The organism is Streptomyces sp. MUSC 14 (assembly GCF_001866675.1).
GTDB lineage: Bacteria > Actinomycetota > Actinomycetes > Streptomycetales > Streptomycetaceae > Streptomyces.
The window spans coordinates 1-23180 of record NZ_MLYN01000037.1; the positions used below are offsets into that span (position 1 = coordinate 1).

General features: G+C 73.3%; 23 protein-coding genes and 1 pseudogene. 7 read left to right on the top strand and 17 right to left on the bottom strand.

Annotated features, from left to right (window positions below; genetic code table 11):
• Both BIV25_RS23355 and BIV25_RS23360 read right to left on the bottom strand, forming a co-directional pair.
• The coding region (locus tag BIV25_RS23355) for an alpha/beta fold hydrolase (protein ID WP_071374353.1) at positions 1 to 826 on the bottom strand (826 nt) is incomplete at its 3' end.
• A gap of 91 nt (positions 827 to 917) precedes the next feature.
• Positions 918 to 1571: an NADPH-dependent F420 reductase gene (locus BIV25_RS23360; protein ID WP_071374354.1), complete on the bottom strand. Its 654-nt coding sequence runs from the start codon at positions 1569 to 1571 to the stop codon at positions 918 to 920.
• Positions 1572 to 1763: 192 nt separating this feature from the next.
• On the opposite strand from BIV25_RS23360, the gene BIV25_RS23365 reads away from it, so the two are divergent.
• Positions 1764 to 2660 carry an RNA polymerase sigma-70 factor gene (locus BIV25_RS23365; RefSeq protein ID WP_256256024.1) on the top strand — a complete coding sequence of 299 codons (897 nt, stop codon included), beginning with the start codon at positions 1764 to 1766 and terminating at the stop codon, positions 2658 to 2660.
• A 248-nt stretch (positions 2661 to 2908) separates the two neighbouring features.
• Positions 2909 to 3670, top strand: coding sequence for a GntR family transcriptional regulator (locus BIV25_RS23370; protein WP_071374355.1), 762 nt, complete (start codon positions 2909 to 2911; stop codon positions 3668 to 3670).
• 58 nt (positions 3671 to 3728) lie between these two features.
• Here the strand turns inward: BIV25_RS23370 and BIV25_RS23375 are convergent, their stop codons facing one another.
• Entirely contained in the window at positions 3729 to 4886 is a 1158-nt protein-coding gene (locus tag BIV25_RS23375) for an ROK family transcriptional regulator (protein ID WP_071374356.1), read from the bottom strand.
• Positions 4887 to 4986: 100 nt separating this feature from the next.
• On the opposite strand from BIV25_RS23375, the pseudogene BIV25_RS23380 reads away from it, so the two are divergent.
• Both BIV25_RS23380 and BIV25_RS23385 read left to right on the top strand, forming a co-directional pair.
• A pseudogene (locus BIV25_RS23380) lies at positions 4987 to 5469 on the top strand (ABC transporter permease); the annotation flags it as partial.
• A 41-nt stretch (positions 5470 to 5510) separates the two neighbouring features.
• Positions 5511 to 5921 (top strand): hypothetical protein, encoded by a 411-nt coding sequence (locus BIV25_RS23385; RefSeq protein ID WP_071374357.1) that lies wholly within the window; start codon positions 5511 to 5513, stop codon positions 5919 to 5921.
• Between the two features lie 17 nt (positions 5922 to 5938).
• On the opposite strand, the gene mug is transcribed toward BIV25_RS23385, so the two are convergent.
• The 8 genes from mug to BIV25_RS23425 form a co-directional block, all read right to left on the bottom strand.
• Positions 5939 to 6436: a G/U mismatch-specific DNA glycosylase gene (gene mug / locus BIV25_RS23390; RefSeq protein ID WP_079176851.1), complete on the bottom strand. Its 498-nt coding sequence runs from the start codon at positions 6434 to 6436 to the stop codon at positions 5939 to 5941.
• 44 nt (positions 6437 to 6480) lie between these two features.
• Positions 6481 to 7923 carry an adenylosuccinate lyase gene (gene purB, locus BIV25_RS23395; RefSeq protein ID WP_071374358.1) on the bottom strand — a complete coding sequence of 481 codons (1443 nt, stop codon included), beginning with the start codon at positions 7921 to 7923 and terminating at the stop codon, positions 6481 to 6483.
• Positions 7924 to 8054: 131 nt separating this feature from the next.
• The gene (locus BIV25_RS23400; protein ID WP_071374573.1) at positions 8055 to 8843 is read right to left on the bottom strand and encodes an SGNH/GDSL hydrolase family protein; all 789 of its coding nucleotides are present in this window, start codon (positions 8841 to 8843) and stop codon (positions 8055 to 8057) included.
• 586 nt (positions 8844 to 9429) lie between these two features.
• Positions 9430 to 10449, bottom strand: coding sequence for a hemolysin family protein (locus tag BIV25_RS23405; protein WP_071374359.1), 1020 nt, complete (start codon positions 10447 to 10449; stop codon positions 9430 to 9432).
• A complete protein-coding gene (locus BIV25_RS23410) occupies positions 10446 to 11789 on the bottom strand; it encodes a hemolysin family protein (RefSeq protein ID WP_071374360.1) in 1344 nt (447 codons plus the stop codon). Before BIV25_RS23410 ends, BIV25_RS23405 begins: the two co-directional genes overlap by 4 nt.
• Positions 11790 to 11941: 152 nt before the next feature.
• Complete coding sequence (locus tag BIV25_RS23415) at positions 11942 to 12376, bottom strand: GNAT family N-acetyltransferase (RefSeq protein WP_071374361.1); 435 nt, start codon at positions 12374 to 12376, stop codon at positions 11942 to 11944.
• 162 nt (positions 12377 to 12538) lie between these two features.
• Positions 12539 to 15106, bottom strand: coding sequence for an ABC transporter permease (locus tag BIV25_RS23420; protein WP_071374362.1), 2568 nt, complete (start codon positions 15104 to 15106; stop codon positions 12539 to 12541).
• Complete coding sequence (locus tag BIV25_RS23425; protein WP_071374363.1) at positions 15100 to 15894, bottom strand: ABC transporter ATP-binding protein; 795 nt, start codon at positions 15892 to 15894, stop codon at positions 15100 to 15102. Before BIV25_RS23425 ends, BIV25_RS23420 begins: the two co-directional genes overlap by 7 nt.
• Positions 15895 to 16027: 133 nt before the next feature.
• Here BIV25_RS23425 and BIV25_RS23430 point away from each other — a divergent pair, with 133 nt between their 5' ends.
• Together BIV25_RS23430 and BIV25_RS23435 are read left to right on the top strand one after the other, a co-directional pair.
• Positions 16028 to 16273 carry a toxin-antitoxin system, antitoxin component gene (locus tag BIV25_RS23430; protein ID WP_071374364.1) on the top strand — a complete coding sequence of 82 codons (246 nt, stop codon included), beginning with the start codon at positions 16028 to 16030 and terminating at the stop codon, positions 16271 to 16273.
• Between the two features lie 4 nt (positions 16274 to 16277).
• Entirely contained in the window at positions 16278 to 16652 is a 375-nt protein-coding gene (locus BIV25_RS23435; protein WP_071374574.1) for a fic family toxin-antitoxin system, toxin component, read from the top strand.
• A gap of 36 nt (positions 16653 to 16688) precedes the next feature.
• Here the strand turns inward: BIV25_RS23435 and BIV25_RS23440 are convergent, their stop codons facing one another.
• The 4 genes from BIV25_RS23440 to bioB all read right to left on the bottom strand — a co-directional run bounded on the left by BIV25_RS23440 (position 16689) and on the right by bioB (position 20662).
• Positions 16689 to 17381 (bottom strand): class I SAM-dependent methyltransferase, encoded by a 693-nt coding sequence (locus tag BIV25_RS23440; protein WP_071374365.1) that lies wholly within the window; start codon positions 17379 to 17381, stop codon positions 16689 to 16691.
• A 69-nt stretch (positions 17382 to 17450) separates the two neighbouring features.
• Positions 17451 to 18167, bottom strand: a complete 717-nt coding sequence (gene bioD, locus BIV25_RS23445; protein WP_071374366.1) for a dethiobiotin synthase — start codon at positions 18165 to 18167, stop codon at positions 17451 to 17453.
• Position 18168: 1 nt separating this feature from the next.
• Entirely contained in the window at positions 18169 to 19449 is a 1281-nt protein-coding gene (locus BIV25_RS23450) for an adenosylmethionine--8-amino-7-oxononanoate transaminase (protein WP_071374367.1), read from the bottom strand.
• Positions 19442 to 20662 (bottom strand): biotin synthase BioB, encoded by a 1221-nt coding sequence (bioB, locus tag BIV25_RS23455; protein WP_071374368.1) that lies wholly within the window; start codon positions 20660 to 20662, stop codon positions 19442 to 19444. The genes BIV25_RS23450 and bioB overlap by 8 nt, the downstream gene beginning before the upstream one ends.
• A 147-nt stretch (positions 20663 to 20809) precedes the next feature.
• Between bioB and BIV25_RS23460 the strand changes: the two genes are divergently transcribed.
• The gene (locus tag BIV25_RS23460; RefSeq protein WP_071374369.1) at positions 20810 to 21937 is read left to right on the top strand and encodes an 8-amino-7-oxononanoate synthase; all 1128 of its coding nucleotides are present in this window, start codon (positions 20810 to 20812) and stop codon (positions 21935 to 21937) included.
• An 80-nt stretch (positions 21938 to 22017) separates the two neighbouring features.
• Here the strand turns inward: BIV25_RS23460 and BIV25_RS23465 are convergent, their stop codons facing one another.
• On the bottom strand, positions 22018 to 22239 hold the full coding sequence (locus BIV25_RS23465) for a DUF397 domain-containing protein (RefSeq protein ID WP_071374370.1): 222 nt from the start codon (positions 22237 to 22239) through the stop codon (positions 22018 to 22020).
• A 15-nt stretch (positions 22240 to 22254) separates the two neighbouring features.
• Entirely contained in the window at positions 22255 to 23115 is an 861-nt protein-coding gene (locus BIV25_RS23470; RefSeq protein ID WP_071374371.1) for a helix-turn-helix transcriptional regulator, read from the bottom strand.
• Positions 23116 to 23180: the final 65 nt, after the last annotated feature.

The window sequence follows — 23180 nt, forward strand, 5'->3', positions numbered from 1 at the left end:
GGCTGCCGTCCAGGATGACGCGGGCGACGAGTGCGGGGTCGTCGTTCATCGGGACGTGGCCGCAGCCGGGCAGGCGCACCAGGCGTGCGTGCGGGATCATGCGCTTGGCGCGCACGCCCTGCCGGCGTACGAGGATGCGGTCCCGGGTGCCCCAGCCCACCGTGACCGGCAGGCCCGCCAGTTCGTCGGTGAACTGCACCGTCCGGCCCGCCCGCAGCGTCGCGTCGAAGCCCGTGGCCTGCACGATCGCGAGCGTCTCGGCCACCACGGCCTCGGGCGCGCGGCGTGCGGGACGGGCGTAGATCGTGCTCGTCAGCGCCGTACGGCCGGCCGCCGTCCGCGACAGCCGCTCCACCAGGGGCAGCGGCGTCCGCCGGGCGACCGCCCGCATCGCGAGCAGCGTCGTGAAGGCGTACCGGCGCTCGGCCTCGGTCCAGAACCCGGCGGGGGACAGGGCCGTGACGGACCGCACGAGCTTCTCCCGGCCCAGCTCCAGGGCGAGCAGGCCGCCGAGCGAGTTGCCCGCCACGTGCGGGCGGTCCAGCTCCAGGGCCTCGAACAGGGCGCCGAGCACGGCGTTGGTGTCGGGCAGGGTGTAGTCGAGGCCGTCCGGCAGGCCCGGCGAGGCGCCGAAGCCCGGCAGGTCGACGGCGATCACCTCGCGCTCGGTGGCGAGGATGTCCACCACCGGGTCCCAGGCCTGCCGGTGGTGGCCGATGCCGTGCAGCAGGACCAGCGGCTCGCCGCGGCCCACGCGCGCGTAGGACACGGTCACGTCCTTGGGACCGTGCGGACCGGGGACCGGGAAGGAGACGGTGGCGGACATGGGGTGCTCCTCGTCTGGCTGCTGACGAACGTCATAGACAGTTTGTCAGCAACCGCTACCCGCCGGTAGCCCCTGGAAGGGCCGCAGTCGGTCAACCCGCCCGGCGCACCTCGATGTTGAAGTCCGCGCTCCCGGAGTTCCGGTACATGGTGAACCACAGCAGCAGATACATCTCGGTCGCCCGCGCCGTGCGGAGCCCGCCCAGGTCCACCACCCGCTCCGCCGGCCAGCCCAGCTCCCCGAGCAGCGCCGTCACCTGGTCCTTGGCCCCGGCGTCGTCACCGCTCACGAAGAGGTTGTGCGCACCCGGCACCCGGTCCGGGTCCACCATCACCTGGACGTTGACCGTGTTCAGCGTCTTCACCACGCGCGCGTGCGGGAAGGCCCGCTGGATCCGCTCGGCCACGCTGTCCGACTCCACCGGTTCCAGCCGCGCCTCGCCGTCCACGAACGCCAGCGGATTGCAGACGTCCACCAGCACCTTGCCGTCGAGATGCTCCGCGCCGGCCGCGCCCAGCGCGTCGAGCGCCACCGGGCCGCCCACGGCGTTGACCACCACCTCGGCCGCCGCGGCCGCCTCCGCGAACGTGCCCGCGCGAGCCCGGTCCCCCTTGCCCGCGGCCCACTCCAGCGCCACCGGATTGTCCTTGGCGCGCGACCCGAGGGTCACCTCGTGCCCAAGCTCCACCAGCTTGCCGGCCAGCGTGCGGCCCACCTCGCCCGTGCCCAGTACCCCGTACCGCATCGGCCACCTCCCGGTCACCGGCCGCCGACCCCCGGCGGTCCGCGGTCATTGTGATCCGGATCTTGTGCGGACGGGCCGATTCCGCCGGGTCCGGGTCAGGGCGCGGACGAAGCGCGCGGGACGCAGGGAGGAGGCGACGGAGCGGGGCAAGTGAACTGGACACGCCCGGCGTGGGTCGGGTGGGATGCACAGGTGAGCTCCGACACCGAGACCGATGTCTTCACCGATGTCTTCGAAGAACACCGGCCCCTGCTCATGGGGGTCGCCTACCGCATGCTCGGCCGCGTGGCCGACGCCGAGGACGTGGTCCAGGACGCCTGGCTGCGCTGGTCCCGCGCCGACCGCGCGGAGGTCCGCGAACCCGGCGCCTATCTGGTGCGCATCGCCACCCGCCTGGCCATCGACCGGCTGCGCCAGGTCCAGGCGCGCGGCGAGTCGTACGTCGGGCCGTGGCTGCCGGAGCCGTACCTCGGCGCGTCCGGCGACACGGCCCCGGACGCGGCGGACCGCGTCCTGCTCGCCGACAGCGTCTCCTTCGCCGTACTGGTGGTCCTGGAGTCGCTGTCCCCGCTGGAGCGGGCCGTCTTCGTGCTCCGGGAGGCGTTCGGCTACCCGTTCGCCGAGATCGCCGCGCTGCTCGACCGCGGCGAGCCGGCGGTACGGCAGCTCGCCGGGCGGGCCCGACGGCACGTCGACGAACGCCGGACGCGCTACGACGTGGACCCCGCCCAGCGCCGCGCGGTGACCGAGCGCTTCCTCGACGCCGCGTCCGACGGCGACCTGGACGCGCTCATGTCCCTGCTCGCCCCCGACGTCCGCCTGGTCGGCGACAGCGGCGGGAAGGCCAAGGCGCCCTCGCGGATCGTGCACACCGCCGACAAGGTCGGCCGCTTCCTGGCCGCCGTCGTACCGGGCACCTGGGAGACCATGTCGTACCGCTTCGTGGAGGCCAACGGCGGCCCGGCCGTCCTGATCCTGGACGGCGACCGGCCCGACAGCCTCTTCCAGCTGGAGATCACGGACGGCCGCGTCACGACGGTCTACATCGTCCGCAACCCCGACAAGCTGCGCCACCTCGCCACCGGCTGACCCAGGCACCCCTCCCGCCACGCGAAGCCCCCGCCGTACGACGGGGGCTTCGCCGCGATGTCACACGCACGCGCGCGTGCGAACGCCTCGTGAACGCTGCGCGGCGGCGCGTCCGTGGGTTCCCCAAGGGATCGAGGATTGGTCTTGACCAAGGGTGACGGCCGCCCTATGGTCGCAGACAAGTGCAACAACCTTTAATAAACAAGGGCGCTAAAAACCGCCGGACCACGGCTCTCGCGGAGGACAGGGTGGGGACCACGCAGCTGGAATCGGTGCCGGAACCGAAGTACTGGCATCTCAAGACGGTGCTGAGCGAGGCACTGGACTCCGAGTTCTCGGTCGGTGAGATCCTGCCCAACGAGCGCGACCTCGCCGCCCGGTTCGGCGTGGCTCGCGCCACGCTCCGCCAGGCGCTCGAACAGCTGGAGCTGGAGGGCCGCCTCCAGCGCCGCCGCGGTGTCGGTACGACCGTGGCGCCGCCGCGGGTCGGCGTGGCCGTCGGCACCGAGCAGCACGCCTGGCCGGGCGCCGCCGGTGACGCCTGGCAGCCCGTCGACTGCGAGCAGACGACACCGCCCGCCGCCGTCGCCGCGGCCCTGGACAGCGGCGCCGACGAGCCCGTGCACGTCGTGCGCCGGTCCCGGATGTCCCACGGCCAGCGCGTCGCCACCGAGCTGCTCTACATCCCGGCAGCCTCGGTGCCCGGCCTCACCGCGATCGACGCCCCGTCCGGCCCGGCACGCGCGCGTGCGGTGCTGCGCGAGCTCCAGCACCTGTCCCTGGAGAGCCAGGACCGCTCCGTCGAACTGGGCTCGGCCCGTGCGGACGACGCCAAGGACCTCGACCGGCTCCCCGGCTCACCCGTCCTGGTCGTCACGACCCGCTTCGCGGCCGAGGGCCGTACGGCCGTGCTGTCCGTCGCGACCTACCGGGCCGACACCTGCCGGCTGACCTTCGGCGACTCGACGGGCGTGGAGATACACCACGATCCGGAACGCCAGGCGTCCTGAAGCCCTTCCGTGACGGTGCGGCAGTCGTGCGACGACCCGCGCCGTCACGGCGTAGCGCTCACCGGCGGGCCGTCACCGAGCCGTCCACAGCGAACAGTTGCGCCTCGACATGGTCCAGGGCCAACCGCAGTGCCCCGGTGGACACGGCGGCCTCACCCAACGACGACAACGCCACCTGCGGCGGCCGCAGGCAGTACCGCTCCAGTTCGCGGCGCAGCGGCTCCAGGACGCCGTCCAGACCTGCCGCCCAGCCGCCGATCACGACCAGCTCGGGATCGAGCGCGAGCACCAGCGCGGCGACATCGTGCACGAGCCGCTGGATGAACCGGTCGACGGCCGCCCCCGCCCGCTGGTCGCCCTTGCGCGCCAGCGCGAACACCTCGGCGACCGCCTGTTCGTCCAGCGGATGCAGCGGCTCGTCGGTGGTGGACAGCAGCGTCTCCGGCATCTCCTCCCGGCCCAGCAGATGCAGCGCCCCGATCTCCCCGGCCGCCCCGCCGTACCCCCGGTGCAGCCGCCCGCCGATCAGTGAACCCGCGCCCGGGCTCAGCCCCGCCAGCACGAACACCACATCGTCGGAATCGCTCGCCACCCCCTTCCAGTGCTCGGCGACGGCCGCCGCGTTGGCGTCGTTCTCCACCAGCACCGGGCACGTGAAGGACCGGCCCAGCCGCTCGCCCAGGTTCAGCCCGGTCCACTGCGGCAGCGCCGTGCCCAGCCGTACCGTGCCGTCGGCCTCCACGATCCCCGGCGTGCCCACGCCGACTGCCCGCAGCGAGCCGCGCGCGACCCCGGCCCGGCGCAGCAGTTCGGCGACCACGCCGCGCAGCCGGTCCAGGCGCTCGTCCGCCGAGGCCGTCTCGCCGACCTCCCTGGCCTGCGCGCCCAGCACCCGTCCGTCCAGGTCGGACAGCAGCGCGGCGACCCGGTGCGGCCCGATCTCCAGGCCCAGCAGATGCCCCGCCTCGGCCCGGAACCGGAACCGGCGCGCGGGCCGGCCCTGACGTCGCGCGCCGCCCTCGTCGGCGGCCGTCTCCACGACCAGCCCGCCCTCGATGAGCCCCTCGACGACACCCTCGACCGTCGGCCGGGACAGTCCGGTGAAGCGGGTGATCTCCGTGAGCGTCGCACAGTCCGTGCCGCGCAGCGCGTGCAGCACCACCGCGGAATTGATCCTTCGCAGCAGCGAGGGATCGCCGCCGGTCAGCTGCGTCACCGTCCGTCCTTCCAGCTCGCGGGGGTGTTGGGGCGGATGGTACTCGGCCGGACACGCCCGCGGCGAGTGCCGCGCTCCGCATCCCGCGGCTGCCGCGTCCGGCATCCGGCGGCTGCCGCTGTCGGCGGTGCCGGACCGGTGGCGGTGGTTCGCCGCGAAGGCCACGGCGATCGCCCTGCCCGCGCTGGCCGTCGGTCTCCTCACCGGACTGGTCACGCTGCTGGTCGGCAAGGCGGTCCTCGGCGCCGGCGGGCCGACGTGGACGGCGGGCCTGCGCGGCGCCGTCGGCCGCGGCCTCCAGCTGGCCCTGATGGCCCTGTCCGCCGCCGGACTCGCGACCGTGCTGCGCAGCGGCGTCGCGGCCCTGTCCGTCCTGATCCCGTTCGTACTGATCGTGTCCTTCGTCGTCGGAGACCTGTCGGGCGGCGTCGTCGACTACCTCCCCGACCGGGCCGGCCAGGTGGCGCTGCACAGCACCTGGGACGGCGCCCTCGGCCAGTGGAGCGGGCTCGCGGTGACCGCGCTGTGGGCGGCGGCCGCGCTGCTCGCGGGCGCGTGGAGCCTGCACCGCCGGGACGCCTGACGGCGCACCAATTGTCAGTGCCGGCCGCTTTACTGGATCACATGGACATCGCGAAGTGCCTGAGCGCCGTCGAGTCGCTGTGCACGGGGGAGTTCCCGGAAGCCGGCCATCGGACGGTGGAGTTAGCGACCAGCCATGGGACACGCGCGGACGACGCCCTGAACCGGGAGCTGACCGCCGCGGACTTCCACGCGTGCCGGGAGGCACTGGCGCAGCGGCTGCACGACCGCTGGGGCCGGCAGCACCCCTGCGGCCAGCAGACGGTACGGCTGCGCGTGGCCCGGGGCGAGGAGATACCGGAGCCCTGGGCCACCCTCAGCCTGCTCACCGACGAACTGGACGTGTGGCAGCCCACGGGGACCGGCCGCTGGCTCGCCCTCGGCGTCGCCGACCGGGACGACACGGACGAGATACGGCTCCTCGCCGCGGTCACGGCGACCCCTCCGCCGTGACCGCCCACGTCGCCGTGTCACGCCTGTGCGGCCGCCCTGAGCCGGGCGAACTCCCCGGCCATCGTCTGCGCCGTCCAGTGCGCGTTCAGCCCGCTCGGATTGGGCAGCACCCACACCCGGGTCTCCCCGAACGTCCGCTCCTGCGGCCCCACTTGAGCCGTGCGCTCCCCGAAGGCCGCCCGGTACGCGGTCACCCCGACCACGGCCAGCCACCTCGGCCCGAGCCGTGCCACCTTCTCGGTGAGCAGCCGGCCGCCCTCGACGTACTCGTCGTTGCTCAGCTCGTCGGCGCGCGCGGTCGCCCGCGCCACCACGTTCGTGATGCCCAGCCCGTACGACAGCAGCTCCCGCTGCTCCGCCGGCTTCAGCAGCCTCGGTGTGAAGCCGGCCAGGTGCAGCACCGGCCAGAAGCGGTTGCCCGGGCGGGCGAAGTGATGACCGGTCGCCGCCGTCAGCAGCCCCGGGTTGATGCCGCAGAAGAGCACCCGGAGGCCGTCCGCGACGACGTCCGGCACGAGACGGTCGCGGGCGGCCTCCAGTTCCTCCCGGCTGAAGCGGGTCAGAGGATCGCCCCGGGGGTGTATCCGGCCGCCTCCGGGCGCTGCTTGGCGATCTCCTCGATCCGGCCGACCAGGACACCGACCTGGTCGGCGGCGGCACCGGTGAAGGACAGCTTGTCGGCCATCAGCGCCGCCAGCTGCTCCCGGTCGAGCGGCAGGCGCTCGTCGGCGGCGAGCTTGTCGAGCAGGTCGTTGCGCTCGGCACCCTGCTCACGCATCGCGAGCGCGGTGGCGACGGCGTTCTCCTTGATCGCCTCGTGCGCGACCTCGCGGCCGACCCCGGCCCGCACGGCGCCCATGAGCACCTTGGTGGTGGCGAGGAACGGCAGGTAGCGGTCCAGCTCGCGCGCGATGACCGCCGGGAAGGCACCGAACTCGTCGAGGACGGTCAGGAAGGTCTCCAGCAGACCGTCGAGCGCGAAGAACGCGTCCGGCAGCGCGACCCGGCGCACCACGGAGCAGGACACGTCGCCCTCGTTCCACTGGTCGCCCGCCAGCTCACCGGTCATCGAGGCGTAGCCGCGCAGGATGACCATGAGGCCGTTGACGCGCTCGCAGGAGCGGGTGTTCATCTTGTGCGGCATCGCCGAGGAGCCGACCTGGCCAGGCTTGAAGCCCTCGGTGACCAGCTCGTTGCCGGCCATCAGCCGGATCGTCTTCGCCAGCGAGGACGGCGCCGCCCCCAGCTGCACCAGCGCGGTGACGACCTCGTAGTCCAGCGAGCGCGGGTAGACCTGGCCGACCGAGGTGAAGGCCTGCGCGAAGCCCAGATGGTGGGCGATCCGGTTCTCCAGCTCGGCGAGCTTCGCCGCGTCGCCGCCGAGCAGGTCCAGCATGTCCTGCGCGGTGCCGACCGGGCCCTTGATGCCGCGCAGCGGGTAGCGGGTGAGGAGCTCCTCGACCCGGCCGTAGGCCACGAGCAGCTCGTCGGCCGCCGTGGCGAAACGCTTGCCGAGTGTCGTGGCCTGCGCGGCCACGTTGTGCGAGCGGCCGGCCATGACCAGCTCGGCGTACTCGCCGGCCAGCTTGCCGAGGCGCGCCAGCACGGCCACCGTACGGTCGCGCATCAGCTCCAGCGAGAGCCGGATCTGGAGTTGCTCCACGTTCTCGGTGAGGTCACGGGAGGTCATGCCCTTGTGCACGTGCTCGTGTCCGGCGAGGTCGTTGAACTCCTCGATCCGCGCCTTCACGTCGTGCCGGGTGACCTTCTCGCGCTCGGCGATCGAGGCCAGGTCGACGGTGTCGAGGACGCGCTCGTAGTCGGCGATCGCCGCGTCCGGCACCTCGATGCCGAGATCCTTCTGGGCGCGCAGCACGGCGAGCCAGAGCTGCCGCTCCAGTTTCACCTTCTGCTCGGGGGACCAGAGCGTGGCGAGCTCGGCGGAGGCGTAGCGTCCGGCGAGGACGTTCGGGATGCGGGGCTTGGCGGGCGCAGAAGTCACGTGTCCAGATTCTACTGGCGGTTTGTGCAGGCCAGCGCCACGCCCCCGTTCGGCGGAAGCTACGAGACGGGGGTCACTGATCGTCGCCGACGGTACGCGAGGTCCTGGTCCCGGGCGTCGAGCACCCGTGGCTACGCCTGTCCCTCGTACGGCAGCAGCTCCGGACGCTTGGCCGGGCGGCCGTCGCCGGAGGAGCGGCCGGTCAGCCGGCGGCCGATCCAGGGCAGCAGGTGCTGCCGGGCGAAGCGCGCGTCCGCGACCCGGCGCGTCGCCCAGCCCGGCGGCGGCGTGGCCGGCATCGGCACCCGCCACTCGGTGTCCTCCGGCTCGTACCCGAGCGTCTGCCACACCGCCTCGGCGACCCGGCGGTGCCCCTCCGCCGTCAGATGCAGCCGGTCCACGTCCCACAGCCGGGGGTCGGCCAGCGACGCGGCGCCGTACAGGTCCACGACGACCGCGCCGTTCTTCGCGGCGAGCTCGTCCACGCAGGCGAACAGCTCCTCCATGCGTGGCCGGAACCGCTCCAGTACGGGGCCCTGGCGGCCGGGGCTGCGCATCAGCACCAGCTGCCCGCAGGACGGCGCCAGACGCTCCACCGCCTCGGTCAGCAGACCCTTCACCCGGCCCATGTCGCACTTGGGCCGCAGGGTGTCGTTGAGGCCGCCGACCAGCGTGATCACGTCGGCGTTCATGGCCGCCGCGACGTCGATCTGCTCGTCGACGATCTGACCGATCAGCTTGCCGCGCACGGCGAGGTTGGCGTACCGGAAACCGGGCGTGCGGGCGGCCATCCGCCCGGCGAGTACATCGGCCCAGCCCCGGTAGGAACCGTCGGGCAGCAGGTCCGACATGCCCTCGGTGAAGGAGTCGCCGACCGCGACCAGGCTGCTGTAGGGCGGAGATGCGGGATTCGTCTGCATGGCGTCAGCGATGGTATCCCGCTTCCATACCTGCCGGTCGGTCACCCCGGCCCCGGCCTCCCGGCCACCGGCCGCCGGATCCGGTCCCCCGGACCCGGTCACCAGCTCATGCGGCCTCGGGCCCGGACATGACCTTCCGGCTCCCGGACCCGGCGCGGCCATGGTCGCTTGTCCTCGCGGCCCCGGCCCCGGACCCGGGCCTCCGGCTTGCTTACCCGGTTCCCGGACTCGGCCCTCCGGCTCTCCTGCCCGGCTCCCCAGCCCCAGCCTCGGACGCGGTAGCCAGTCCTTGCGGCCCCGGGCCTGGACTCAGCCCTCCGGCCGTCGGACTCGCCCTCCCGGACCCCGGTTTCCGGACCCAGTCTCGGACGCGGCGGCGTGTCCTCGCGGCCCCGGCCGGGGACTTGGCCCTCCGGCTTGCCCACCCGGTCCCCCGGACCCGCCACCCCGACCCGCCCCCGGACTCGGCCCTCCGGCCCTCCGGGAGACCGAGAGCCCGGCGCCAGCCCCACAACCCCCGGACCCGGCCTTCCGGATCCGCGCCCACGCCCCCACTCGCCCTCCCCTTCGCCCCACCCGCTCGGCCTCACCCCGAGGTCGGCTGGCCGAGGAGTTCGCGCAGGACGTCCTCCATGGTCACCAGGCCGGACAGGCGGCCGTCGTCGCCGAGGACGGCGGCCAGGTGCGTGCGGCTGCCGCGCATTGCGGTCAGGACGTCGTCCAGCGGGGTGTTCTCCCGTACGCGCGCGATGGAACGCATGTCCCGGAGTCGGAAGGGCATGTCCCGGGGTGAGGCGTCCAGGGCGTCCTTGACGTGCAGATAGCCCACGATCCGCCGGCCCACGTCGACCACCGGGAACCGGGAGAAGCCCGACTCGGCCGTCAGCCGCTCCAGCTCCTCCGGGGTGACGCCCACGCGCGCGTAGACGACCCTCTCCAGCGGCACCACGACGTCCCGCACCGGTCGGCTGCCCAGTTCCAGGGCGTCGTGCAGCCGCTCCCGTGCCCGGTCGTCGATCAGGCCGGCCTCACCGGCGTCCTTGACGATCTCGGCCAGCTGGGCGTCGGTGAAGCTCGCCGCGACCTCGTCCTTCGTGTCCACCCGCAACAGCGTGAGCAGCGCGTTCGCGAACGCGTTGATGGCGAAGATCACCGGCCGCAGCGCCCGCGACAGCGCGACCAGGGGCGGGCCGAGCAGCAGCGCGCTGCGCACCGGTTCGGCGAGGGAGACGTTCTTCGGGACCATCTCGCCGAGCAGCATGTGCAGATACGTCGCCAGGGCTAGCGCGATCACGAAGGACACGGCGTGGCCCGCGCCTACGGGCACTCCGAGCGTGTGGAACACCGGCTCCAGCAGATGCGCGATCGCCGGCTCGGCGACCACGCCGAGGACCAGCGTGCACAGCGTGATGCCGAGCTGGGCGGCGGCCAGCAGTGCCGAGACGTGCTCCAGACCCCACAGCACGCTCCTCGCGCGCCGGTCGCCCTCCTGGGCCAGCGGCTCGATCTGCGAGCGACGCACCGAGATCAGTGCGAACTCGCCGGCCACGAAGAAGGCGTTGACGACGAGCGTGGCCAGCCCGATCAGCAGCTGTACGGCGGTCATCGTGCCCCCTCCGGGCTTCCGTGGGCCTGTTCGTCGTCCAGCGGCGCGTGCAGCAGCACCCGGGCCGCCCGGCGGCCGGAGGCGTCCACCACGTCCAGCCGCCAGCCGGCGACCTCGACCGTGTCACCGGTCTGCGGTATCCGGCCCAGCTGTGCCGCGACCAGACCGGCCAGGGTCTCGTACGGCCCGTCGGGCACGCGCAGTCCCACGCGCGCGAGCTGGTCGGTGCGGGCGGCGCCGTCGGCCGAGTACAGGGCGCGGCCCTGTTCGTCCGCGCCGGCGGGGGCGAGGTCGGGCGTCTCGTGCGGGTCGTGCTCGTCGCGCACCTCGCCGACGACTTCCTCCACGATGTCCTCCAGCGTCGCCACGCCCGCCGTGCCGCCGTACTCGTCGATGACGACGGCCATCGTGCGCCGGCCGCCGAGCCGGTCCAGCAGCCGGTCGACGGTCAGGGAGCCGGGGACGAGCAGCGGCTCGCGCATCACCTGGGAGACCGGGCGGCGCGCCCGCTCGGCGGCGGGCACGGCCAGGACGTCCTTCACGTGCGCGATGCCGACGACCGAGTCCAGGCCACCACGGTGGACCGGGAACCGGGACAGTCCGGTGGCCCGGGTCGCGTTCGCCACGTCCTCGCAGGTCGCCTGGGTGTCCAGGGCGACGACCTGCACGCGGGGGGTCATCACGTTCTCCGCCGTGAGGTCGGCCAGGTTCAGGGTGCGCACGAACAGCTCGGCGGTGTCCGCCTCCAGCGCGCCCTGCTTCGCGGAGTGCCGGGCGAGCGCCGCGAGCTCCTGCGGGCCGCGCGCGGAGGCCAGCTCCTCGGCCGGCTCGATGCCGAGGCGGCGCACCACACGGTTGGCCGTGTTGTTCAGGTGCGTGATGAAGGGCCGGAAGGCCGCGCTGAACCAGCGCTGCGGACTGCCCACCCGCTTGGCCACGGCCAGCGGCGAGGAGATCGCCCAGTTCTTCGGCACCAGCTCGCCGACGACCATGAGGAACACCGTCGACAGTGCCGTACCGACCACCAGGGCGACCAAGCTCGCCACGCCGTCCGACAGGCCCGTCGCCCGGAACGGCCCGGCCAGCAGCTTGGCGATCGACGGCTCGGCGAGCATGCCGACCACCAGGTTGGTCACGGTGATGCCGAGCTGGGCGCCGGAGAGCTGGAAGGTGAGGTTCCGTACGGCCTTGAGAGCGCCCGGCGCTCCGCGTTCGCCGCGCTGCGCCGCGCGTTCCAGCTCGCCGCGCTCCACCGTGGTCAGCGAGAACTCCGCCGCCACGAAGGCGCCGCAGGCGAGCGACAGCAGGATCGCCACCAGAAGGAGCAGCACTTCGGTCATCGGGTCACCCCCGTCCCATGATCGGACAGGGCGGGGCGGAACGCGCGGTGTCGCGGACTGGGGGCTCGCCCATGGGCGGACGCTCACAACCTTTCATCGAGGGGCCGAGTGCTCCCTCAATGGTAAAGGATGGGCAAAGCTGGTCGTCGGGGTCAGTCCGCGAGATCGGAGAGCGGCTTCACCCAGCGCCGCCAGTGCTCCTCGGGGCCGTAGCCGGCCGCGCCCCAGGCGCGGTGCGCGGTCTCGTTGCGGACCAGGACCATCGCGTCCGCGCGCCGGCCGCCGAGCCGTACGAAACGCTCCTCGGCGGCGGCCAGCAACGCCGAGCCGATGCCCTGCCTGCGCCGCTCCGGACGGACCGCGAGCCGGTACAGATGGCAGCGCCAGCCGTCGAAGCCCGCGATGACCGTGCCCACGAGCTCGTCGCCCTGCTCGGCCAGCAGCAGTGCCCCGGGGTCACGGGCGACCAGGCGCTCCACCCCGCAGCGGTCGTCGCTGATGCTGGTGCCCTCGGCGGCCGTCTTCCAGAAAGCGAGCACGGCGTCGAGGTCGTCGGCGAGGGCAGGGCGTATGCGCGGCTCGGTCATGGACGCATCCGATCACGCAGACCCCGCTCCGCACGCCGATTTCCACGATGCGGACGCGGGCCGACCCAGAAGCGGAGCGGGCGCCCTCCGCGCTGCTCCCCGCGCGCCGACGGCCCCTGCGGTGTTCCCCGCATGCCCACGGCCCGCCCGTCCGCGGGATCCTCACTCGTGGGCGATCGCCGCCAGTACGTTCATCCGTGACGCCCGCAGGGCCGGCAGCAGCGCCGCCACGACGCCCACCACCGCCGCGCCGACGACGACCGCGACGATCGTGGTCCAGGGGATCGCCAGCTCCCGCAGCCCGCGCAGGGCCAGCACCCGCTGCATGCACACACCCCACACCAGCCCCAGCGCCAGCCCGAGCACCGCCCCGAACACGGCGATCACCACCGACTCCAGCCGGATCATCCGGCGCAGTTGCCGGCGCCCCAGCCCGATCGCGCGCAGCAGCCCGATCTCCCTCGTCCGCTCCACCACCGACAGGGCGAGCGTGTTGACCACACCGAGCACGGCGATGACGATCGCCAGGGCGAGCAGTGCGTACACCAGGTAGAGCAGCACGGCGATCTGGTCGTGGATCAGTTGCTTGTAGTCGTCCTGGTTGCGCACCTGGACCTGCGGGAACGGCTTCAGCGCCCGCTCCAGCACAGGGCGCAGGTCCTGCGGTTTCGTTCCCGTGGCCGCGTTGACGTACAGCGCCGAGTCCTGGCCGCTCGGCACGTACCGCGCGAAGGTGGCGAGGCCGAAGTACAGGCCGCCCTGGGCGCCGAAGCCCTGAGCCGTGTCCTGGTGGGTGAGCGCGCCGACGGTCAGCGTCGTGTGCCGCCCGCCGGGGAACTCGACCGGGAGCGTGCTGCCGATCCGCAGCCCGTGGTCCCTGGCGAAGCCGGCGTCCATGGCGAGGTGCCCGTCCGCCAGTGCGGCCGCCGTGCCGCCCTGCGCGTACGTGAAGTGCACGACGTCGTCGAGCCCCGGGCCGTACCCGACGGCGGAGGTCTGGACCCGGCGGCCGTCCGGCAGCCGTACGGCGACCTGGGTGAGCCGCTGCGCCACGACGAGCCCGACGCCGTGCGTGGCGGCCACGGTGTCCCGTACCTGCCGGGTGAACGGGGTGAAGTTGGTGTTCTGGACGATGAAGTCGGCGCCGAGGTTCTTGTCGATCTGCCGGTCGAACGACGCCGACATCGACGCGCTGGCCACCGACATCCCGCCGACCAGGGCCAGGCCCACCATGAGCGCCGCGGCCGTGGCGCCGGTACGGCGGGGATTGCGCAGGGCGTTGCGCTGGCTCATCCGGCCGACCGGGCCGAACAGCGCCGGGAAGGCGGCGCCCAGCACCCGGATCACCGGCCGTACCAGCAGTGGCCCGGCGACCACGGTCGCGATCAGCGTCAGGACGACTCCGACGCCCAGCAGTACGGCCGCCTGCGTGGTCTTCGTGGCCGCCGCGCACCCGGCCAGCGCCGCCGCCCCGGCCGCCCCGAGCACCGCCCCGGCGACGGCCCGCGCCGTCAGCGGCTTGCCCACGCCGGCGACCTCGGCGTCCACCAGCGCGGCCATCGGCGAGACCGCCGCCGCGCGCCGGGCGGGCAGATAGGCCGCCACGAAGGTGACCCCGAGCCCGACGACGTACGCCGCGACGGGTGTCTCCCAGCCGATGACCATCTCCGTGGCCTTGAGGTTCATCCCGAACAGGCTCATCAGCCGGATCAGCCCCAGGGCCAGCCCGATCCCGGTGCCGAGGCCGAGCGTCGAGCCGGCCAGTCCGAGCAGCAGCGCCTCGGTGAGCACCGAGCGCCGCACCTGCCGCCGGTCCGCGCCGAGCGCCCGCAACAGGCCCAGTTCACGGGTGCGTTGGGCGATCAGCATGGAGAAGGTGTTGACGATCAGGAAGACGCCGACGAGCAGCGCGACACCCGCGAAGCCGAGCATCACGTACTTGATCACGTCCAGGAAGGGGCCGAGCGCGGCCGACGCGGACTTGGCCTGCTCGCCGGCCGTCCGCACGTCGTAGACGCCGGTGCCGACCGCCCGGCCGACACGCAGCTTGAGGGCCGCGTCCGAGACGCCCTTCGCGGCGTCCGCCGAGACGCTGGTCGCGAGCGCCTGGGAGCCGAGCAGCTCCCGGCCCGCCACCGCCGGGTCCAGGAAGACCAGGGCCGCGCCCGGGTTGGTCGTGGTGAACATGGCGATCCCGACGACCCGGACGCGGAACGTGCCCGGCTGCGCCTGCACGGTCAGCGGGTCGCCGATCCGTACGTGCTTCTTGTCCGCGGTGTCCGCGTCCAGCAGCGCCTCGCCCGCACCGACCGGCGCGCGGCCGGAGGCCAGCTCCACCGGACTGCGGTGACCGGCGTACCAGGCGGTGGCGATGGTGGGGGCGCCGGTGGTCGGCCCGAGGGACCGGTCGTGGCGGTCGATCACCACGATGTTCTGCACCTTGACGTCCGCGCGGGCGGCCGCGACCCCGGGCACCCGGGCCACCCGGTCCCGCAGCGCCGCGGGCAGGGTCTGCACCGTACCGCCCGGCACCGGGGCCTTCAGGTCCTGCTTCGGCTGCACGGTCACATCGGCGGCGGTGGAGGCGAAGAGCCGGTCGAAGGTACGGGTGACGGTGTCGGAGAAGATCAGGCTGCCCGCGACGAACGCCACGGAAAGGATCACGGCCAGCGCGGACAGCGCGAGCCGCCCCTTGTGCGCGAGGAAGCTCCTCAGGGTCGCCTTCAGCACCGGGGGTTCCCTCCGGAGAAGACACGCATGCGTTCCAGTACGGCGTCCGCCGTCGGCCGTGCCATCTCGTCCACGATGCGTCCGTCGGCGAGGAAGAGCACCAGGTCGGCATGGGCGGCGGCGCCGGGGTCGTGGGTGACCATGACGACCGTCTGCCCGAGATCGTCCACCGCCCCGCGCAGGAAGCCCAGCACCTCCAGTCCGGCCCGCGAGTCCAGGTTGCCGGTCGGCTCGTCGGCGAAGACCAGCTCGGGCCGGGAGAGCAGCGCCCGCGCGCACGCGACCCGTTGCTGCTGACCGCCGGACAGCTGCGCGGGCCGGTGGGCCAGCCGGTTCCGCAGGCCGAGCGTGTCGATCACCTGGTCCAGCCATCGTCCGTCGGGTCTGCGGCCCGCGATGGCCATCGGCAGCGTGATGTTCTCGGCGGCCGTGAGCGTCGGAACGAGGTTGAACGACTGGAACATGAACCCGATCCGGTCCCGCCGCAACCGGGTCAGCTCGCGGTCCCTCAGCCCGGTGATCTCGGTGTCGCCGAGCCACACCTCGCCCGCCGTCACGGTGTCGAGCCCCGCCAGGCAGTGCATGAGCGTGGACTTGCCGGAGCCCGAGGGCCCCATCACGGCGGTGAACCGGCCGCGCGCGATGTCCACGTCCACCGCGTCCAGGGCGATCACGGCCGTCTCGCCGGAGCCGTAGGCCTTGGTCAGAGCGCGGGCGCGGGCCGCGAGCCCGCCGTCCGGCGCGCTCCCCGGCCCGTCCTGCGCGGCAACTGCATCAGGTGTGGACAAGACCGCCTCCCGCTCGCCGGTACGCCCGTCCCGGGCGAGCGTAAGGGACGGCGCGCGCGGGGGACAGACAGGCGCGGTACGGCGATTCCGTGCGCCCTTGCGATTGCTAGCGCCTCGGCGCTAGCGTCGAAGCATGGCGAAGACCCAGCTGAACGTGCGCGTGGACGAAGGCACCGCCCGCGCGGCCCGCGAACGCGCCCTGGCCCGGGGCATCAGCGTCAACCGCTACATAGAAGAGCTGGTCAGACAGGACACCGGAGAGGCCGGCCGCACGTTCGTGGACGCCGCCGCCGACTTCATGAAGCAGTACGAGACCGTGTTCGCCGAGGAGTTCACCGAGACCCGGGGCAGCGGTGGCGGCACCGGGGACGGCCGCTGATCCCTTGAACGAGTTCAGCATCGACCTCGCCTGGCTGCTCATGCTCGCCGAACAGCGCACACCCGGCGACCCGCAGGTCACCGACTGGGGCGCGCTGATCGCCGCCGTCGCCCGGCACCGCGCCGAGATATTCGGCGTGCCCGTCTACGACGACCCGCATGCCCGCGCCGCCGCCCTCCTCCAGCTGCTGATCCACGTACCCGCGCTGGAGCGCTCCAACGCGCTGTTCGCCTCCGCGGTCGCCTACGCCTACCTGGTCGCCAGCGGCGCCAAGGTCGTCACCTCCGCCGAGCAGGTGCGCGACCTGGCCCGGCTGGTCAAGGACGGCGCGGCCGACGTGGACGCCATCGCGCGGGAGCTGCGCCGCTGGAGCATCTGACGCACGCAGGGCAGCCGGGGCCAGGGCCGGGGGCGGTCAGCGGGGGTCCGGTTCGCCCGGGCGCCAGGCGACGCCCAGCACGCCGTACGAGGTCGGCAGCTTCGGGCCCTGCTCCGGCAGCAACAGGCGCCGGTACGGGCCGAGTTCGAATCCGGCCCCGCGTAGCTCCGCGACCGGCTCGCGGGCGACGTGACAGCCGCCGAACAGCACGGGCCACACGGTGCGGTCCAGGGCCCGCTGGGTCTGCGTCATCATCCGGCCGCCGCCCCGCCCGTGCTCGAAGAAGCGCACCTCACCCCCGGGCCGCAGCACCCGCCGTACCTCGGCGAGCGCCCGCGCCACGTCCCGCACGCTGCACAGCACCAGCGACAGCACCGCCGCGTCGTACGCCTCGCTCTTGACCGGCAGCGCCTCCGCCGCGCCCGGCACCACGTCGACCGGCACCTGGGCGCGCTGCGCGGCATCCAGCGCCAACCGGCGCAGCAGCGGCTCGGGTTCGACGGCGACGACCTCGGCCACGGCGGCCGGATAGCGGGCGAAGTTCAGCCCGTTGCCCGCGCCCACCTCGATCACCCGCCCGGACAGCCCGGCGAGCAGCCGCTCCCGCACGGCGGCGAGGCCGAGCCGGGTCTCCGCGTCGATGCTGCAGCGGGCGTAGAACCGGGCGAACAGCGGATGGTGGACAGGGCTCGGCGCGACCTTGGCAGAACCGGCCGACATCAGTCGCATGGCACCTCCCGGAGGACGTTCTCAGAGGGATTGTCCCCCGGGAACCACGAAGGCACCCGCGCCGTACCCCTACGGCGCCACCCGCACCCGGAACGCCTCCGCGTCCCACGTCCCGTCCAGCCGTGGCGCCAGCCACCCCGGCGCCGCCACCCGGAAGTCACCCGGCGCCAACGCCCCGGCCCCGCAGGGAAGGGCGCCGAGCAGCGGCGCCCCCGCCACCTCCGGCAGGTCGCTCACGTTGCAGCGGGAGGCGAGGTCGGGGGAGTCGGGCCAGCTGCCGATCACCACACCCGCCAACTCCAGCTCCCGGTGCCGCAGTTCGCGGGCCGTCAGCTCCGTGGTGTTCAGCGTGCCGAGCCCGGGAGAGGCGACGACCAGCACCGGCGCGTCCAGCAGCGCGGCCACGTCCGCCAGCGTGCCGCCGGCCGCGTCGAACCGGACGAGCAGCCCGCCCGCGCCCTCGACCAGCACCAGATCGTGCTCGGTGGCCAGCTTGGCGGCCCGGTCGGCCACCTCCTGCGGGTGCACCGGCGCCATCCCGGCCCGCCGGGCCGCCGTACCCGGCGCCAACGGCTCGGGGAAACGGGCCGTTTCGGCGGCCGTCAGCGGACCCGCGAGCCGCGCGACCTCGTCGGCGTCCCCGCGCTCGTCCGGCCGTACGCCCGTCTGCGCGGCCTTCAGCACGGCCACCGAACGCCCCGCCGCGAGCGCCGCGGCCGCGACGGCGGCGGTGGTGACGGTCTTGCCGACCTCTGTGCCCGTCCCCGTGATCACCAGTACCGGCATCTCAACCCTCCCGCGCCGCGGCGCACACCGCACGCGCGATCCGTGCCACGTCCTCGTCCGAGGTGACGTACGGCGGCATCGTGTAGACCAGGTCGCGGAACGGGCGCAGCCACACGCCCTCCCGCACCGCGGCGTCCGTGGCGGCCCGCATGTCCACCTCGTGATCGAGCTGGACCACCCCGATGGCGCCGAGCACCCGGACGTCCTTCACACCCGGCAGGTCCGAGGCCGGCGCCAGCCCGTCCCGCAGGCCCGTCCCGATCCGCTCGACCTCGGACCGCCAGTCCTGGCCCAGCAGCAGTTCGACGGAGGCGCAGGCCACGGCCGCCGCGAGCGGGTTGCCCATGAACGTCGGGCCGTGCGCGAGCACCGGCACCTCGCCCCGCGAGATGCCGTCGGCGACCCGCGCGGTGCACAGCGTCGCCGCCATCGTCAGATAGCCGCCGGTCAGCGCCTTGCCCACGCACATCACATCCGGGGTGACGGCCGCGTGGTCCGCCGCGAACAGCGCACCGGTCCGGCCGAAGCCGGTGGCGATCTCGTCGAACACCAGCAGCACGTCGTGCGCGTCGCACGCCTCGCGCAGCACCCGCAGATACGCGGGGGAGTGGAAGCGCATCCCGCCCGCGCCCTGCACCACCGGCTCCACGATCACTGCGGCCAGCTCGTCCGCGTGGCGTGCGACCAGCTCGCGCAGCCGCTCCGCGTACGACTCCTCGTACTGCGCCGGCGGTGCGTCCGCGAACACCTGGCGCGGCAGCACTCCGGACCACAGCTGGTGCATCCCGCCCTCGGGGTCGCACACCGACATCGGGTTCCAGGTGTCCCCGTGATAGCCACCGCGCCAGGTCAGCAGACGCTGCTTGCCGGGGCGGCCGAGGGAACGCCAGTACTGGAGGCACATCTTCACGGCGACCTCGACGGACACCGAACCGGAGTCGGCCAGGAAGACATGCTCCAGACCGTCCGGCGACATGTCGACAAGGAGCTTCGCGAGCCGTACGGCGGGCTCGTGTGTGAGCCCGCCGAACATCACATGGCTCATCCGGCCGAGCTGCTGCCGCGCCGCCTCGTCGAGCACCGGGTGGCCGTAGCCGTGGATCGCCGACCACCAGGACGACATGCCGTCCACCAGCTCGCCCGAGCCGTCCGCGAGCCGCAGCCGGACCCCGCTCGCCGACTCCACGACGAGCGGTTCGACACGGCCCGGCATCGGTCCGTACGGATGCCACACGTGCCGCCGGTCCAGCTCCAGCAGCTCGGACACGCCCAGCTCAGGCATTGGGCGCGAGGTCCGTTCCGGCACCTCGGCGGCGTACGGCGACGAGGTCCGTGCGCGCCTCGTTCGCCCCCGCGCTCTCGTGCGAGCCGCAGACCGGCCCGCACCCGGCACCCTCGGCACCCTCGTGCGAGCCGCACCCGGCACCCTCGTGCGAGCCGCACCCGGCGCCCGCGTGCGAGCCGCAGGCGCCCGCCGCCGTGCCCGCCGTCGCCCGGTGCTCCGGCAGGGTCACCTCGCCGGTGCCCTCCACCTCGAACCCGGCGTCCGCGATCATCTCCAGGTCGGCCTTGCCGGCCTGGCCCTCGGTGGTCAGGTAGTCGCCGAGGAAGATGGAGTTGGCCAGGTTCAGCGCGAGGGGCTGCATCGTGCGCAGGTGGACCTCACGGCCGCCCGCGATGCGCACCTCGACGTCCGGGCACACGAAGCGCACCATCGCGAGGATCCGGAGGCAGCGTTGCGGGGTGAGGTTCCACTCCTTGGCCAGCGGGGTGCCCTCGACCGGGATCAGGAAGTTGACCGGCACCGAGTCCGGGTCCAGCGCGCGCAGCGAGAAGACCACGTCGACGAGGTCCTCGTCGCTCTCGCCCATGCCCGCGATCAGCCCGGAGCAGGCGGACAGGCCGGCCGCGTGCGCCTTGTTCACCGTGTCCACCCGGTCGGCGTAGGTGTGGGTGGTGGTGATGTCCGCGTACGTGCCCTCGGACGTGTTGAGGTTGTGGTTGTAGGCGTCCGCGCCCGCCTCGCGCAGCCGCTCGGCCTGGCCGTCGGAGAGCAGCCCGAGGCAGGCGCACACCTCGACGCCCTCGTTCTGCTCCTTGATCGCCTTGATCGTGCCCGCGACCCGGTCCACGTCACGGTCGGTCGGACCGCGGCCCGACGCCACCAGACAGACCCGCTTGGCACCGCCGGCCAGCCCGGCCGCCGCGGCCTGGGAGGCCTCGTCCGGCTTCAGCCAGGTGTACTTCAGGATGCCGGTGTCCGAGCCGAGCCGCTGGGAGCAGTAGGAGCAGTCCTCCGGGCACAGGCCCGACTTGAGGTTCACCAGATAGTTGAGTTTGACCCGGCGCCCGAACCAGTGCCGGCGCACCTTCCCGGCCGCGGCCACCACATCGAGCAGGTCGTCGTCGGAGGTGGCCAGTACGGCGAGCGCTTCTTCGCGGGTCGGCAGCTCGCGCCGAAGCCCCTTGTCCACCAGCGTGTTCAGCAGGTCCATGAGGTCCGATCCTGTCCTACCGGACCGCCCGGGGCCAAGGAGAGTTTGCACAACGGAGACGGTTCACCGTGTGGGTATTGCCACACCCTGGCCTGCTGGTCGTGCCGCTAGTGTCTGTCCGCTACCTACAAAAGCCCCGGAGGACCCATGGCGTTCGGCTGGATCGACGACCAGGCCGAGGCGCGCCGCCGCGCCGGACTCGTCCGCACCCTGCGCCCGCGCCCCGCCGACTCGCCCCTGCTGGACCTGGCGAGCAACGACTACCTGGGCCTCGCCCACCACCCCGAGGTCGTCGAGGGCGCGGCCGGGGCGGCCCGGACCTGGGGCGGCGGCTCCACCGGCTCCCGGCTGGTCACCGGTACCACCGAGCTGCACACCCGGCTGGAACGCGAGCTGGCCGCCTTCTGCGGCTTCGAGGCGGCGCTGGTCTTCTCCTCCGGGTACGCCGCGAACCTGGCCGCGGTCACGGTGCTCGGCCCGCACGGCTCGCTGATCGTCTCCGACGCGGGCAACCACGCCTCGCTCATCGACGGCTGCCGGCTCGCCCGGGGCGCCCGGCAGGTCGTCGGGCACGCCGACCCGGAGGCGGTGCGCAAGGCGCTGGGCACGCACGAGGGTGAGGCGATCGTCGTCTCCGACACGGTGTTCTCCGTGGACGGCGACGCGGCACCGCTGGCCGAGCTGGCCGCGGCCTGCCGCGAGCACGGGGCCGGACTGGTCGTGGACGACGCGCACGGGCTCGGGGTGCTGGGCGACGGCGGCCGGGGCGCGCCGTACGCGGCGGGGCTCGCGGGCGTGGCGGACGTGGTGGTCACGGCCACCCTGTCCAAGTCGCTGGGCAGTCAGGGCGGGGTGGTGCTGGGACCGGCGCGGGTGATCGACCATCTGGTCAACGCGGCGCGGACGTTCATCTTCGACACGGGGCTGGCCCCGGCGGCGGCCGGTGCGGCGCTGGCAGCCCTGCGGCTGCTCGTGCGCGAGCCGGAGCGGGCGGCGCGGGCCCGTGACGTGGCCGCGGAGTTGCACGCACGGCTGACCGCCGCGGGTCTGGACGCGGTGCGTCCGGACGCCGCGGTGGTCTCCGTGCGGGCTCCGTCCCCGGCGCAGGCGGTGCGCTGGGCGGCCGACTGCCGTACGGCGGGGCTGGCCGTGGGCTGCTTCCGTCCTCCTTCCGTGCCCGACGGCATCTCGCGGCTGCGGCTGACCGCCCGGGCGGACCTGTCCGGGGCGGAGATCGAACGCGCTGTACGGGTGATCGGTGAAACGCGGCCATGAGTCGGCGTGACACGGCCGTGCCTCATGCGTGACTGACTGCCTGGCTGACTTCCTGTCCGGTTACGTGCGATCGGTCCTGATCAGAGAGCGGCGAGGAACCCGGCCCAGCTGTCGGCGGAGAAGAGCAGCGCGGGTCCGGCCGGGCGCTTCGAGTCGCGCACGGCGAGTGCTCCGGCCCAGGGGCCGGAGCGCGGCCGGGCCGTCTCCACGCAGTTGTTGGCTCCCGTGCTGTAGCTGCTGCGCAGCCAGCGCACGTCGTGCAGGTCGGTACTGGCAGGGACGTTCCGAGGCGGTGCTGACATGGGGGGCGTGCCTCCTTACGCGCCGTCACCTATCCCGGCGATGTAATCCAACGAGTCCTCGGGGGAAAGGGCGTGGATCCGAAGGGTGTCGAAGGCCTCCGAGTAAGCCTTGAGGTCTTCTTTCCGTTCGAGGTAGAGGCTACTCGTCAATTGGTCGAGAACAACCACGTCCAGATCAGAAGTGCTCGGAAATGAGAAGATAACGAAAGGTCCGGTCAGGCCCACATGGGCTCCGGCGCCGAACGGCAGCACCTGGAGCCGCACTTGGGGCAGCCGGGCGGCCTCCATGAGCCGCTCCAGCTGACGGGCCATCACCCCGGGGCCGCCGACCTCGCGCCGCAGCACCGCCTCGTCCAGCACCGCGCACAGCTCCAGCGGCGGGTCGGAGCGCAGCACGTCCTGCCGGGCCAGCCGCACCTCCACCAGCGTGTCCAGCCGTTCCTCGTCCAGGTCGGGCACGGCCGCCCGGGTCACCGCACGGGCGTACTCGGGCGTCTGGAGCAGACCCGGCACCACCGTGGTCTCCAGGGTGCGCATCGCGCTCGCCTGCGACTCCAGACTGATGAAATCCCGGTACGTCGGCGGCAGCACCCCGCGGTAGGCGTGCCACCAGCGGTGCCGGTCGCCCGCCCCGTCGGAGCCCGCCAGCATCAGCAGCAACTCGCGCAGATGCCCGTCCCGCACCCCGTAGGCGTCGAGCAGCGAGCGCACATCGGCTGGTTTCACCCCACTGGCACCGGTCTCGATCCGGCTCACCTTCGACTGGTGCCAGCCGACCAGCCGGGCCGCGTCACCACTCGTGAGCCCAGCGCCGGTACGCAGCATGCGCAGTTCGGCGCCCAGTTTGCGGCGCCGTACCGCCGGCCCGTTCTGCATGGGCTCCTCCTTACTCCTTCCGGGCCGCCCAAATACGGTATTCCGTCGTAGAGTTCACCGCTTCG